The sequence below is a fragment of the Pseudomonas sp. LPH60 genome (assembly GCF_030718165.1).
Lineage (GTDB): Bacteria > Pseudomonadota > Gammaproteobacteria > Pseudomonadales > Pseudomonadaceae > Aquipseudomonas > Aquipseudomonas danubii.
The window spans coordinates 153,947-167,483 of record NZ_JAVAJH010000001.1; the positions used below are offsets into that span (position 1 = coordinate 153,947).

Genomic DNA, 13,537 nt, shown 5'->3' on the forward strand with positions numbered 1-13,537 from the left:
GCTCCCAGCATGCTGGCTGGTGTGCGGGGATGGGATTAAGCCCGATGGAAATATAATTTCGAAAATGCGACATCCCAATGTCGCATATCAGAAAATTCTCATTGCGCCGGTGCGTTCGTCTTGCAGATTCGGTAGGCTAGCCGCCTCTTTTTGCGTCTGCTGCCCACAAGGTAACTGCGCGCTAAACGGGTCAGTCTTATACGGATTGACAGCATTTCCCTCACCCATAAGGGAAATCCCTCTCTAAATTCCGATTCAGTAGTGTGGTATTTCCTTAATGAAAGTGTTGAAAGGCCAGGACATTCTGGCACTCGGCTTCATGACTTTTGCCCTGTTCGTTGGGGCTGGCAACATCATCTTTCCTCCTATTGTCGGTTTGCAGTCCGGACCCCATGTCTGGATGGCGGCGCTAGGTTTTCTGATCACGGCGGTCGGCCTGCCAGTGATCACCGTGGTTGCCCTGGCCAAGGTCGGTGGCGCCATGGATGCCCTGAGCAGCCCCATCGGTAAAGTCGCTGGCGGTCTGTTGGCGGCGGTCTGCTACCTGGCGGTTGGCCCGCTGTTCGCCACGCCGCGCACGGCCACTGTGTCCTTTGAAGTGGGCCTGGCGCCACTGACTGGCGAGAGCCCGCTGGCGCTGTTCCTCTACAGCTCGGCCTACTTCCTGCTGGTGTTCTTCATCTCCCTGTATCCGGGCCGCTTGTTGGATACCGTTGGCCGTTTCCTGGCGCCGTTGAAGATCATCGCGCTGGCGGTTCTGGGTATTGCAGCGGTCGCGCTGCCAGCGGGTACTGTTGGCGAGGCCACGCCCGAATATGTGGCAGCGCCGTTTTCTCAAGGTTTCATCAATGGTTACCTGACCATGGATACCTTGGGCGCTCTGGTGTTCGGTATCGTTATCGTCAACGCCATTCGCTCGCGAGGAGTCGAGTCGCCTCGACTGATCACCCGTTACGCGGTGATCGCCGGTCTGATCGCCGGGGTTGGTCTGGCCCTGGTTTATATCAGCCTGTTCCGTCTCGGTTCGGGCAGCCATGAAGTGGCCGCCGGTGCCACCAATGGCGCGGCGGTGCTGCATGCCTATGTCCAACACACCTTTGGCTCCCTGGGCAGCGGCTTCCTTGCGGTACTGATCTCCCTGGCTTGCCTGGTGACCGCTGTGGGCCTGACCTGTGCCTGCGCCGAGTATTTCAGCCGCGTAACACCGTTGTCCTATAAGACTCTGGTGGTGATCCTCGCGGTCTTCTCGCTGTTGGTGTCGAACCTTGGCCTGACCAAGCTGATCGCCTTCTCGATCCCGGTACTGACCGCCATTTATCCACCGTGCATTGCCCTGGTGGCCCTGAGCTTCTGCAAGGACTTCTGGCGGGACCAGCGGCGTATCGTTGGCCCGGTGATGCTGGTGTCTTTCGTGTTCGGTCTGATCGATGCGCTCAAGGGGGCCGGCCTGGCCGATGGTTTGCCTAGCCAGCTGGCCCACTTGCCGTTGAGCGAGCAAGGCCTGGCCTGGCTGGTGCCTTCGGTGATCGTCCTGGCGGTTGCGGTGATTTTCGACCGTATTCTGGGCAAGCCGGCCCAAGCCCTGGCTTGATCTGCCGCTGATGGCTCTGGATCGCCACAAGCGATCCATGAGCGCCAAGGAAAATGCCTCGTATCCATCGATACGGGGCATTTTTTATGGGGCTTGGGCGGTGTCTTTTTCCTCGGCGTGGCGTCGAAGCAGTGTCCTTGTCTTTTGCCAACGCCTTACAGGAATTTGCATGTCGTTTGTCCAAGCCAACCTGATTCATCTACTGGCCGCTCTGTGGTTCGTCGTCTGCTGGGGCGGCTATACCCGCTATGCCACCTGGAAGGGCCGGGACACGGCATGCCTGGCCAGTGTCCTGCACCTGTACCGCGAGGACTGGATGCGTCGCATGCTGCTGCGGGACAACCGTATCGCCGACGCCAGTGTGATCGGCAACCTGGAGCGCAACGCTTCGTTCTTCGCTTCCAGTACCCTGATCATCCTGGCAGGCATCCTCACAGTGCTCGGTGCATCGGAGCGCGCGGTGTCGCTGCTGGCGGACATTCCGCTGGTGCAGCAGGCGTCCCAGGGCATGTCGGAGATCAAGTTGCTGTGCCTGGCGCTGGTGTTCGTATATGCCTTTTTCACCTTCAGCTGGTGCATGCGCCAGTACAACTTTGCGGCGGTGCTGGTGGGGTCGGCGCCGATGATCGGCGAGCGACATGTCTCCGAACAGGAGCGCAAGGCGTTTGCTTTGCGGGCAGCCCGGGTGATTTCCATGGCGGCCAACCAGTTCAACTTCGGGCTGCGTTCCTACTATTTCGGCATGACCATGCTGGCCTGGTTCGTCAGCCCCTGGTTGTTCATGCTGATGAGTGCAGGCGTGGTGTTCGTCCTGTACCGGCGGGAGTTTCATTCCGACGTACTTGACGTCATGGTCTATACCCCGACTGAACAGCCTTTGGCCGATAGCTCCAAAGACGCAGTCTGAGCGGGGAGGGCTGATCGATTGATCTGTTGCCCGGTTAAAAGGAGTTGGCCAATGAGTAAGCTGCGTGCCCTGATGTGCCTGTGCCTTTCATTCATTTTGTTGTCCGGTTGCCGGGTGCAAACCCTGTATCTGAATGGCGACGCCCGTGGCCAGGTGGTGGATGCATTGAGCGGCATGCCGATCGCCGGGGCCAGGGGCACCTTGTGTGGGGCGCAGTTCCTGACTGGCGAGGACGGACGCTTCCAGGTCGAGCAGGCAACCGACTGGGAGCTGGTGATGGTGCTGGCCGGCCGCGCGCCCCAGGACACCCCGCACCCTTGCTACATGAGTATCACCGCGGTCGATTACCAGACTCGCCAGTGGTTGGCACCCTTTACCGCCCACTACGACTTTCCCATCAGGCTATTGCCCGTATCCAGTTCCTTGCGCTATGGGTTGGAGACTTCAGCCAGTGGAGTGTCTGGACACCCGTTGCAGGCAGAGCCGCTCCAGAATGAGTTGTTCCTGGAATCAGGGTATTGAGCGTCAGGGCTTAGTTATCTATTCGACAACTAAATACCGTTGTATTGAGCTGTTGTTTTGCAGATAAGAAAAAGCCCGCACTTGGCGGGCTTTTTGGTGTTGCGCTAAAACCGACTTAGTTGGTTTTAGGTGCTGCTTCCTTGGCGCTTTCTTCAGCAGCGGCCTTGTTGGATTCAGCCTGATCTTTGGCGGCTTCGGCGTTTTCTTTCGCTGCCTCGTTCACTTTATCCTGAGCTTCGTTCATTTTTTGTTGAGCTTGCTCAGCATGTTGGTTGGCATCTTGAGCTTTGTCCTCGGATTTTTTGTCGCAGGCAGCCAGACCGAGGGAAGCGGTCAGCATCAGGGCAATAGCTAAAGTCTTACGCATGGGGTGTTTCTCCTTAGTGAAGATATCTACTGGCCTTTCGATCATGGCCTTGTGATTTAAGTTCCTTGAGGGTCACAGATATATTAAGTATTCGTTTCACGGAACTTTTGTCTGCTTCATTCAATGCACATTCCTGACAATAACAAGAGGCATAAGCCATGGTGCAGAACCCAATTTTCGAGCGTGCGACGCGCTTTCTTTCCGCTCTGCGCCACTGTCAGGTGCTGGATATCAGGGTACACAGCGCCTCGGTGGAAGGCATGACTCTGACCTTGCCCTACAGCCCGCAGATTGTCGGTGACCCGCAAACCGGGATCATTCATGGCGGCGCCTTGACCACGCTGATGGACAGCGCCTGCGGCATGGCCACGCTTTGTGTGCTGCCGGAGTTCGAAGTGTGTCCGACCCTGGACCTGCGCATAGACTATATGCATCCGGCGATGCCTCATCACGACGTGCACGGCTTTGCCCAGTGTTACCGGGTCACCACTGACGTGATCTTCACCCGTGGCTTTGCCTATCAGGACGATCCCGAACGCCCCGTGGCCCACGTGGTCGGTACCTTCATGCGCATGGGCAAGGGGCTCAAGGGCAGTCGTGGGTTCGCCGGCTCCATCAAGGGAGAGCGGGCATGAGCGTGGGTCTTGCAGGGTTGTTGGAGCAGGCTCGTCAGCAGGGCGATTACGCTGCGTTGCTGGAGCAGATTCCCTACGCCAGATTGATCGGCATCGAGTGCACGCCGCTGGGGGATGAGCTGCTGTTTCGCCTGCCGGCCAATAAGGACAATATCGGCAATCCTCTGCTGCCGGCCCTGCACGGTGGGGTGATTGCCGGTTTCATGGAGCTGGCGGCAGCCTTGCATTTGCTGATTCTCACCGGCTCGCCCGGCGTGCCGAAGATCATCGATTTTTCCCTCGACTACCTGCGTGCCGGACAGTTTCGTGACACCTTCGCTCGCTGCCAGGTGTGGCGGCAGGGGAGGAGGGTGGCCAACGTCGCCATCACGGCCTGGCAGAGCACCGCCGACGAGCCAATTGCTACCGCCCGGGCACATTTCAAGATTGAAGAGAGTCTCGCCCCTTGAAATCCAGTCAGCTACCCCCACTTCCATGTCATCCCGCCGCTCTCCGCTTCCGGAGCGCGACCACAGCCATCTGATTGGAGTTTGATGACCATGAGTGTGGAAACTCAAAAGGAAACCCTGGGCTTCCAGACCGAGGTGAAGCAACTGCTGCACCTCATGATCCATTCGTTGTATTCCAACAAGGAAATCTTCCTTCGCGAATTGATCTCGAACGCCTCTGACGCCGTCGACAAATTGCGTTTCGAAGCCCTGTCCAAGCCCGAGTTGCTGGAAGGTGGCGCCGAACTGAAAATCCGTGTGAGCTTCGACAAAGACGCGAAAACCGTCACCCTCGAAGACAACGGTATCGGCATGAGCCGTGAAGATGTCATCACTCACCTGGGGACCATCGCCAAGTCCGGCACTGCTGATTTCATGAAGAACCTCACCGGCGACCAGAAGAAGGACTCGCACCTGATCGGTCAGTTCGGCGTGGGTTTCTACTCCGCGTTCATCGTTGCCGACCAGGTTGAAGTGTTCAGCCGTCGTGCCGGCCTGCCGGCCAGCGAAGGCGTGCACTGGTCGTCCAAGGGCGAAGGCGAGTTCGAAGTAGCGACCCTCGACAAGGCCGAGCGCGGTACCCGCATCGTCCTGCACCTCAAATCCGGTGAAGACGAGTTCGCCGATGGCTGGCGCCTGCGCAACATCATCAAGAAGTACTCCGACCACATCGCGCTGCCGATCGAGTTGCCCAAAGAAGCCGCTGCCGCCGAAGGCGAAGAGAAACCGGCGTTGGAGTGGGAAACCGTCAACCGCGCCAGTGCCCTGTGGACCCGTCCGCGTACCGAGATCAAGGACGAGGAATACCAGGAGTTCTACAAGCACATCGCCCATGACTTCGAGAACCCGCTGAGCTGGAGCCACAACAAGGTCGAAGGCAAGCTGGAGTACAGCTCGCTGCTCTACGTGCCGGCCCGTGCACCGTTCGATCTGTACCAGCGTGAAGCGCCGAAGGGCCTCAAGCTCTACGTACAGCGCGTGTTCGTCATGGATCAGGCTGAGTCCTTCCTGCCGCTGTACCTGCGCTTCATCAAGGGCGTGGTGGATTCCAACGACCTGTCGCTGAACGTCTCGCGGGAAATCCTGCAGAAAGACCCGATCATCGACTCGATGAAATCGGCACTGACCAAGCGCGTCCTCGACATGCTGGAAAAACTGGCGAAGAACGAGCCAGAGCAATACAAGGGCTTCTGGAAGAACTTTGGCCAGGTGATGAAGGAAGGCCCGGCCGAAGACTTCGCCAACAAGGAAAAGATCGCCGGCCTGCTGCGCTTCGCGTCCACTCAGGGCGACGACGGCGAGCAGAACGTGTCCCTGGCCGACTACCTGGCTCGCGCCAAGGAAGGTCAGGACAAGATCTACTTCCTCACCGGCGAATCCTACGCTCAGGTGAAGAACAGCCCGCATCTGGAAGTCTTCCGCAAGAAAGGCATCGAAGTGCTGCTGCTCACCGACCGTATCGACGAGTGGCTGATGAGCTACCTCAACGAATTCGACGGCAAGAGCTTTGTCGATGTGGCGCGTGGTGACCTGGACCTGGGCAACCTGGACTCGGAAGAGGACAAGAAGGCTGCCGAGGAAGTCGCCAAGACCAAGGAAGGCCTGGTGGAGCGGATCAAGACCGCCCTGGGCGAGAGCGTCAGCGAAGTTCGGGTTTCCCACCGCCTGACCGACTCCCCGGCGATCCTGGCCATCGGCGAGCAGGACCTGGGGCTGCAAATGCGCCAGATCCTTGAAGCCAGCGGGCAGAAGGTTCCGGATTCCAAGCCGATCTTCGAGTTCAACCCGACTCACCCGCTGATCGAGAAACTCGACGGTGAGCAGAGCGAAGAGCGCTTTGGCGACCTGTCGCACATCCTCTTCGATCAGGCGGCCCTGGCGGCCGGTGACAGCTTGAAAGACCCGGCGGCCTATGTGCGCCGACTGAACAAGCTGCTGGTTGAACTGTCGGTTTAACCACGTTGCAAGAAAAACCCGCTTCGGCGGGTTTTTTCATTCTGGTGTTCCTCTACTGGAGAAGCTGAGTCATGAGTCAAATCACAGTGCGTTCCGTGGTCTATCAGATCGATGGCCAGCCCTATGAAGGTCGACTGGCCTTCGATGCCGCCCATCAAGGCGCGCGCCCGGGGTTGCTGATGGCGCCGAACTGGATGGGCGTCAGCGCCGGCGCGGAGAAGATCGCCGAGGCGGTGGCGGCCAAGGGCTACGTGGTACTGATCGCTGATCTGTATGGCCAGTCGCTGCGTCCCAGCGATGCCAGTGAGGCCGGGGCCGCGATGATGCCGCTCAAGGATGACCGGGCGCTGTTGCGCAAGCGCATGCAGGCGGCCTTTGCGGCCTTGCAGAGTCAGGGCGAAGCAGCGGTGGACACTTCCAGGCTGGCCACCTTCGGTTTCTGCTTTGGCGGCTGCTGCGCCCTGGAGCTGGCCCGCAGTGGCGCGCCAGTGAAGGCGGCGGTGTCGTTTCACGGCACCCTGGACACCCCCAACCCTAGCGACGCGAACAATATCAAGGGTTCGGTACTGGTACTGCACGGTGCGGCGGACCCGTTAGTGGCCAAGGAGCAACTGCCGGCCTTCGAGGCGGAAATGGATGCGGCGGGTGTGGACTGGCAACTGGTCAGCTATGGCGGTGCGGTGCATTCCTTCACCGATACCCACGCCAATGTACCGGGCAAGATGATGTACGACGCCAAGACCTCGGCGCGGGCCTTCGCCACCATGCATTACCTGCTGGACGAAGTTTTCCGCGGCTGACCTGTCGCCCCTGATTCCGGAGCTGGCTTGCCAGCGAAGGCGTCAGTGAGAGCAACGCCAGACTCACGGGCCTGTTCGCCGGCAAGCCGACTCCTAGCGATCAGTGGCGGGCGGGTGGCAATTCGATGCGCTCGCTTTCTCCTGGCACCTGTGGCCAATCCCCGGCCGCCCAGCGTTGCCGCGCCTCCTCGATACGCGCCGGATCGCTGGCCACGAAGTTCCAATTGATCCGGCGCGGACCGTCCAGGGGCGCGCCGCCGATCAGCACTGCGTGACAATCGCTTTCGGCGAACAGCGTGGCGTTCTCCCCCTCCGGCAATACCACTAGCGCGTGCACGGGCAAAGGCTCGCCGTCCAGTTGTGCCGCGCCGTCCAGTACATACAGCGCGCGCTGCGGGTGCTCGGTGGGAATCAGCAGGCTGGTGGCGGTCTGCAGTCGCAGTTCGGCGTACAGGGTGGGGGAGAGTACCGGCACCGGCGATTCCAGGCAGAAGCCGCTGCCGGCGATCATGCGGATGCTCACCCCCAGGTTGTCGCTCACCGGCAGGCTGCTGGCCGGGTGATGGCTGTAATGCCCCGGGCCTTGCTCCTGCTCTTGGGGCGAGGCCAGCCAGACCTGCAGGCCGTGCATGGCGAACCCCTGGGCCAGCAAGGGGGCTGGCGTGCGTTCGACATGGGCGATGGCGCTGCCGGCGGTCATCCAGCTGACGTCTCCGGCCTCCACGATCTGGTCGGAGCCCAGGCTGTCCTTGTGCTGGATCTGCCCGGCGAACAGGTAGGTCAAGGTGGACAGGCCGATATGCGGATGTTGGCGGATATTCATGCCCTTGCCCGGCGGGTAGCGGGTTTCCAGCATATGGTCGAAGAACACGAAAGGCCCGACACTGCGGCACTGGGCCGAAGGCAGGGGGCGCAGGATGGGCTGGCCTTCAACGTCCTCGGCACGGGGACGGATCACGAGGGGTGAGTTCATGGCGGATTCCAGGCTGATGGGGTTATGCCCGGGAGCATAACCCGCGTGTGCCAGCCTTGCCGCTATTGGCTGAAGGCGCCTTCGGACAGGTGAGTCTCGATGCTGACTTCGCTGGTGGTCATCAGCTTGTGGATCGGGCAACGGTCGGCCACCCGGTGCAACTCCTCACGCTGGGCGTCGGTGAGCACGCCCTTGAGGGTCAGCTTTACATGCAGGGCGTATTTGCCTTGCGGCTCCTGGCTGTTGTCGTGCTTGAGCTCCACCGTGACCCCGGTCAGCGGGATGTTCTTCTTCTGCGCATAGAGCTTCAGGGTCAGGGCCTTGCAGGCCCCCAGGGCGGCATCGAAGTAGTCATGGGGCTCGGGGGCGGTGCCTTCGCCACCGGCGTACTGGGGCAGGTCGGTGAACAACTGGTGGTCATCCACCTGGATGCTGTGGCGGAAACCTTCGCTGGACTCGGTATTGACGGTAATGGTCATGGCAAACCTCAGGCAGTGATGAATATCGGATCAGGCTGTAAAGGTGCTGAAGTTATAGAGCATGGGGAGCCACAGGCGTTCCCCTTTTTTCTGAACCTGCTGCTGGGGTGCAGGGTCTACCCGGCTGCAACCCTTTGGAGACGCTGCGGTGTACTGGAATCATTTATACGGAACCTGCCTTGGAGCGTTGCTGATGCTGCTGCCCGGCGTGGCGGCCCAGGCACGGGATTACCGCTACAGCGATGCTCACTTGCATTACGTGGACTTCTTCCAGGAATCCGCGGGCATGGATGCGTTGCTCGAGGCCATGGCTGACAACCGTATTGAACAGGTGATGATTTCCGGAATTCCGGTGGCCAAGAAATGGCACGAGGATGAACCCAAGCGTCCACGCTATTACGCCGGTGATGATGCTGATGCCTACTGGTACAGCGCCACCGACGTGCTGGTGGCGGCTGCGGTTAAGCAACTGCCCCCTGAGCAGCGTCAGCGTTTTCATCCCTTCCTGTCCGGTTTCAATCCCAATGACAAGAACTCCGCGGCGCATATCCAGCGCATGCTCGACCTTGATCCGGGGCTGTGGCAGGGCATCGGTGAGGTCTTCACCCGCCATGACGACCTCACGGCCTTGACTGCCGGAGACACGCCACGGGCCAACAACGAGGCGATGACCAAGGTCTATCACCTGGCGGCGGAGAACGACCTGCCGGTCATGCTGCATTCCAACATCACCTCCAAGCGCGAACGCAACCCGCTGTACCTGGCAGAAATCGAAGCGCCGCTGCGCAATCACCCCCATACGCGCTTTATCTGGGCCCACGCTGGCACCAGTGCCGAGATCCATCGTCACCAGACCCGCCTGGAATTCTTGCTGCCGACCCTGACGCGGCTGCTGGAGAGCTACCCCAATCTGTACATCGACCTGTCCTGGAGCCTGCTCACGCCCTATCTGCTGGATGAGCAGGGCAACCCCAGCCAGGCCTGGCTGCAGTTGGTGGAGCGCTTCCCGGAGCGCTTCATGCTCGGTTCGGATGTGGTTGGGCGCTTCAACAAGCTGGGGCGCGAGCTGCACAGCTTCGATGTCTTCCTCGATGCCTTGCCGGAGGAGGTGGCGCGCAAGGTGGCCCATGACAATTTCCTCGCCATCCTTCCCGCCAAAAGTCGCCCCTAGCAGGCCCCAGTCTGTCATCAGCCTGTCACGCCTGCTTCATAAGCTCGCGCCATCTCAATCAAGGAGCGTGATATGCACCTCACTCGTTTAAGCGCATTGGCGGCGCTGATGATCTTCACTGGCCTGGCCAGTGCCGAAGTCCGTGTTGAAGGACCGGTGGAATACGGCGTGTTCGAAGGGCCCAAGGCCGAGCTGCAATCGGGGGAGCGGGTGCTGCGCCGCAGCAACGAGAAGATCCAGCAAACCTCGGTGGTGCCCGCCAAGCTGGGGACCAAGTTCGGTATGCGTTACCAGTTGCTGGGCAAGGTGGCCGAGGATCAGCCCCTGACTCTGCTCTACCTGACTCCGGGCATCCGTACCCCGGACGGGGCGCGCCACGACAAGTTCGAGATCACCCAGAAACTGGTACCCAATGCACCTCAGGATGTGATGGCCTACGAATTCACGGAGAACCATGAAGTGGTGCCCGGCGAATGGCACTTCATGGTCTTTCAGGGCGACCGTTTGTTGGCAGAACAGCGATTTTCTGTGCGCTGAATCGTTTTACGCCCAAGTATTGGAGTGCTAGGGCGTTTTGATATCACGTTTTTGTCTTACGCAATTTTCCAACGGCCCGATACCGTCTAAGAGCACCCTGCTGCAAGTTCTTGCAGCGCTCTAGGAAGGAGCCAGAGGAATGAGCCTTAGAAGTCTCAATATCGCGCCGCGCGCAGGCCTGGGTTTCGGCTTGCTGGCGCTGATGGTGTTTGCCCTCGGGGCATTCGCCCTGATGCAGATGGCCAATATGCGCCAGCAGTCCGATGAAGTGGAAAGCAACTGGCTGCCCAGCGTCATGTTCGTCGGTGACATGAGTCAGGACCTGCTGCGCATCCGTGCCCTGACCCTGCGTCTGCTGATCAATCGCGACCCGCAAGCGCTTGTCCAGAACGAAAAGAAGATCAACGACATCAAGACTGGCCTGGGGGTTGCCCAGGGGCGCTATGAGTCATTGATCGTGCTGCCCCAGGAACGGGTCCTGTTCGATCGTTTCAAGGCCATTGAGAAGCAGTACCTGCAGCGCCAGGCCCAGGTCATGGCCTTTTCCAGCCAGAACCAGCTGGAAGAGGCGATCAAGGTGGTCAATGGCGAAATGAATCAATTGGCCGATGAAATGGCGGCGACCCTGCATGAACTGGTCGAGTTGAACAAGCAGAGCGCGACCCAGGCCACGGACCTGGCCCAGGCCGTGTTCAGCAAGTCGCGGGTCTGGGTGGTGGGCATGATCGCGGTGGCGGCGCTGGTGACCATTGGCCTGGCATTGTTGCTGACCCGCAGCATCGTCCTGCCCCTGGCCCAGTCCCTGAGTGTCGCCGAGGTGGTGGCCGGCGGCGACCTGACGGGTGACATCACGGTGGTTGGCAAGGATGAGCCGGCGCGTCTGTTGCAGGCGCTCAAGGCCATGCAGCACAGCCTGCGGGAAACCATCCGGCGCATTTCCGACTCTTCCAGCCAGTTGGCCTCCGCCTCGGAAGAGCTCAGTTGCGTGACCGAGGATGCGACCCGGGGCCTGCATCAGCAGAGCCTGGAAATCGAGCAGGCGGCCACTGCGGTGAATCAGATGACCGCCGCGGTGGAGGAGGTGGCCAGCAATGCCGTGGCCACCTCCGAAGCCTCTCGGGAGTCGGACCGGATCGCCCAGCATGGGCGTGAGCAGGTGCATCAGACGGTGCTCTCCATCGAGTTGCTGGCCGAGGATGTGACGACCAATGCCAGCCAGGTGGAAGAGCTGGCACAGAAGGTCTATGGCATCAGCAAGGTGCTGGATGTGATTCGCTCCATCGCCGAACAGACCAACCTGCTGGCACTGAACGCGGCCATCGAGGCTGCGCGAGCCGGGGATGCCGGGCGCGGGTTTGCCGTGGTGGCGGATGAAGTGCGGGCCCTGGCCCATCGGACTCAGCAGTCGACCCAGGAAATCGAGCAGATGATTGGCGGGATCCAGCAAGGCACCGACCAGGCGGTCAGTTCCATGCAGCACAGCAACAGCCGGGCCCGCTCGACCCTGGAAGTGGCCAAGGCGGCAGGTCAGGCGCTGGAGGAAATCGCTTCGGCCTTCACCCTGATCAACGAGCGCAATATCGTGATTGCCAGTGCCTCGGAGCAGCAGGCCGCGGTGGCGCGGGAAGTGGATCGCAATCTGATGAACATCCGCGATCTGGCGTTGCAGACCTCGGCGGGGGCCAACCAGACCAGCGCCGCCAGCCAGGAGCTGTCGCGGCTGGCGGTGGATCTGAACACCATGGTGGCGCGCTTCTCGGTGTGAGGCGCTTTCGCTGGCAAGCAGGCTCGTGCAGGTTGCTTGGGCGTCGGCTTACCGGCGAACGCCAGGCGAAAAAAAGCCCCGAACCAGTCGGGGCTTTTTCATTCGGCGAAGCGGCGGGGCTTACTTGCCCTGCCAGCGTTTCAGCACCAGGGTAGCGTTGGTGCCACCGAAGCCGAAGCTGTTGCTCATCACGGTGTTGATGGTGGCGTCTTCGCGAGTCTTGGTCAGGATCGGCATGTCGGCCACTTCCGGGTCCAGCTCGTCGATGTTGGCCGAACCGGCCATGAAGTTGCCTTCCATCATCAGCATGCAGTAGATCGCTTCGTGAACGCCGGCGGCGCCCAGGGAGTGACCCGACAGGCTCTTGGTGGAGCTGATGGCTGGAGCTTTGTCGCCGAACACTTCACGCACACCCTTCATCTCGGCAACGTCGCCGACCGGAGTCGAGGTGCCGTGGGTGTTCAGGTAGTCGATCGGTGCGTCGACGGTGGACATGGCCATCTGCATGCAGCGGATTGCGCCTTCGCCGCTTGGAGCCACCATGTCGTAGCCATCGGAAGTGGCGCCGTAGCCGACGATTTCCGCGTAGATCTTCGCGCCACGGGCCAGAGCGTGTTCCAGTTCCTCGACCACCACCATGCCGCCACCGCCGGCGATGACGAAACCGTCACGCTTGGCGTCGTAGGCGCGGGAGGCTTTTTCCGGGGTTTCGTTGTACTGGGTGGACAGGGCGCCCATGGCGTCGAACAGGAACGACTGGGTCCAGTGCTCTTCTTCACCGCCGCCGGCGAAGACGATGTCCTGCTTGCCCATCTGGATCTGTTCCATGGCGGTACCGATGCAGTGAGCACTGGTGGCGCAGGCAGAAGCGATGGAGTAGTTCAGGCCCTTGATCTTGAACGGCGTGGCCAGGCAGGCGGAAACGGTGCTGCTCATGGTCCGCGTTACACGGTACGGGCCAACGCGCTTGACGCCTTTCTCGCGCAGGATGTCCAGTGCTTCCATCTGGTTCAGGGTCGAAGCGCCGCCGGAGCCGGCGATCAGGCCGGTGCGGGGGTTGGACACTTGCTCTTCGCTCAGGCCGGAGTCGGCGATGGCGTCTTTCATGGCCAGGTAGGCGTAAGCCGCTGCGTGGCCGACGAAGCGATAGATCTTGCGATCGATCAGTTCTTCAAGATTCAGGTCAATGGAGCCGGAAACCTGGCTACGCAGACCCATTTCGGCATATTCCGGGTTGAAGCGGATGCCAGGGCGACTTGCACGCAGGTTAGCGGAGACGGTCTCTTTGTCATTGCCCAGGCACGAAACAATGCCCAGACCAGTGATAACGACGCGGCGCATGCGGA

At 60.6% G+C, this 13,537-nt stretch carries 14 protein-coding genes; 10 read left to right on the forward strand and 4 right to left on the reverse strand.

The window, feature by feature from the left end:
• Positions 1–277 precede the first annotated feature (277 nt).
• The 3 genes from brnQ (at position 278) to Q8O96_RS00745 (ending at position 3,020) form a co-directional block, all read left to right on the forward strand.
• The gene (gene brnQ, locus Q8O96_RS00735; RefSeq protein ID WP_102863967.1) at positions 278–1,591 is read left to right on the forward strand and encodes a branched-chain amino acid transport system II carrier protein; all 1,314 of its coding nucleotides are present in this window, start codon (positions 278–280) and stop codon (positions 1,589–1,591) included.
• A 169-nt stretch (positions 1,592–1,760) separates the two neighbouring features.
• Entirely contained in the window at positions 1,761–2,498 is a 738-nt protein-coding gene (locus tag Q8O96_RS00740) for a DUF599 domain-containing protein (RefSeq protein ID WP_102863966.1), read from the forward strand.
• A gap of 51 nt (positions 2,499–2,549) precedes the next feature.
• Entirely contained in the window at positions 2,550–3,020 is a 471-nt protein-coding gene (locus tag Q8O96_RS00745) for a hypothetical protein (protein ID WP_207167272.1), read from the forward strand.
• 115 nt (positions 3,021–3,135) lie between these two features.
• Here the strand turns inward: Q8O96_RS00745 and Q8O96_RS00750 are convergent, their stop codons facing one another.
• Positions 3,136–3,387 carry a hypothetical protein gene (locus Q8O96_RS00750; RefSeq protein WP_016968094.1) on the reverse strand — a complete coding sequence of 84 codons (252 nt, stop codon included), beginning with the start codon at positions 3,385–3,387 and terminating at the stop codon, positions 3,136–3,138.
• A 158-nt stretch (positions 3,388–3,545) separates the two neighbouring features.
• On the opposite strand from Q8O96_RS00750, the gene Q8O96_RS00755 reads away from it, so the two are divergent.
• From Q8O96_RS00755 to Q8O96_RS00770, 4 genes are all read left to right on the forward strand, one after another.
• Complete coding sequence (locus tag Q8O96_RS00755; RefSeq protein WP_102863964.1) at positions 3,546–4,022, forward strand: PaaI family thioesterase; 477 nt, start codon at positions 3,546–3,548, stop codon at positions 4,020–4,022.
• Positions 4,019–4,471 carry a PaaI family thioesterase gene (locus Q8O96_RS00760; protein WP_115581881.1) on the forward strand — a complete coding sequence of 151 codons (453 nt, stop codon included), beginning with the start codon at positions 4,019–4,021 and terminating at the stop codon, positions 4,469–4,471. Before Q8O96_RS00755 ends, Q8O96_RS00760 begins: the two co-directional genes overlap by 4 nt.
• A 90-nt stretch (positions 4,472–4,561) precedes the next feature.
• Entirely contained in the window at positions 4,562–6,466 is a 1,905-nt protein-coding gene (gene htpG / locus Q8O96_RS00765) for a molecular chaperone HtpG (protein ID WP_102864108.1), read from the forward strand.
• Positions 6,467–6,537: 71 nt separating this feature from the next.
• Entirely contained in the window at positions 6,538–7,266 is a 729-nt protein-coding gene (locus Q8O96_RS00770; protein WP_115581882.1) for a dienelactone hydrolase family protein, read from the forward strand.
• Between the two features lie 100 nt (positions 7,267–7,366).
• On the opposite strand, the gene Q8O96_RS00775 is transcribed toward Q8O96_RS00770, so the two are convergent.
• Positions 7,367–8,239, reverse strand: coding sequence for a pirin family protein (locus Q8O96_RS00775; RefSeq protein WP_102878894.1), 873 nt, complete (start codon positions 8,237–8,239; stop codon positions 7,367–7,369).
• A gap of 62 nt (positions 8,240–8,301) precedes the next feature.
• A complete protein-coding gene (locus Q8O96_RS00780) occupies positions 8,302–8,718 on the reverse strand; it encodes an OsmC family protein (protein WP_102863960.1) in 417 nt (138 codons plus the stop codon).
• A 193-nt stretch (positions 8,719–8,911) separates the two neighbouring features.
• On the opposite strand from Q8O96_RS00780, the gene Q8O96_RS00785 reads away from it, so the two are divergent.
• The 3 genes from Q8O96_RS00785 (at position 8,912) to Q8O96_RS00795 (ending at position 12,191) form a co-directional block, all read left to right on the forward strand.
• Positions 8,912–9,889 carry an amidohydrolase family protein gene (locus tag Q8O96_RS00785; protein WP_305948218.1) on the forward strand — a complete coding sequence of 326 codons (978 nt, stop codon included), beginning with the start codon at positions 8,912–8,914 and terminating at the stop codon, positions 9,887–9,889.
• Positions 9,890–9,961: 72 nt separating this feature from the next.
• Positions 9,962–10,426, forward strand: coding sequence for a DUF3859 domain-containing protein (locus tag Q8O96_RS00790; protein ID WP_102863958.1), 465 nt, complete (start codon positions 9,962–9,964; stop codon positions 10,424–10,426).
• A 139-nt stretch (positions 10,427–10,565) separates the two neighbouring features.
• Positions 10,566–12,191 carry a methyl-accepting chemotaxis protein gene (locus Q8O96_RS00795; protein ID WP_102863957.1) on the forward strand — a complete coding sequence of 542 codons (1,626 nt, stop codon included), beginning with the start codon at positions 10,566–10,568 and terminating at the stop codon, positions 12,189–12,191.
• A gap of 120 nt (positions 12,192–12,311) precedes the next feature.
• Here Q8O96_RS00795 and fabB read toward each other — a convergent pair whose 3' ends face one another.
• Positions 12,312–13,532, reverse strand: a complete 1,221-nt coding sequence (gene fabB, locus Q8O96_RS00800) for a beta-ketoacyl-ACP synthase I (protein ID WP_047302756.1) — start codon at positions 13,530–13,532, stop codon at positions 12,312–12,314.
• Positions 13,533–13,537 lie beyond the last annotated feature (5 nt).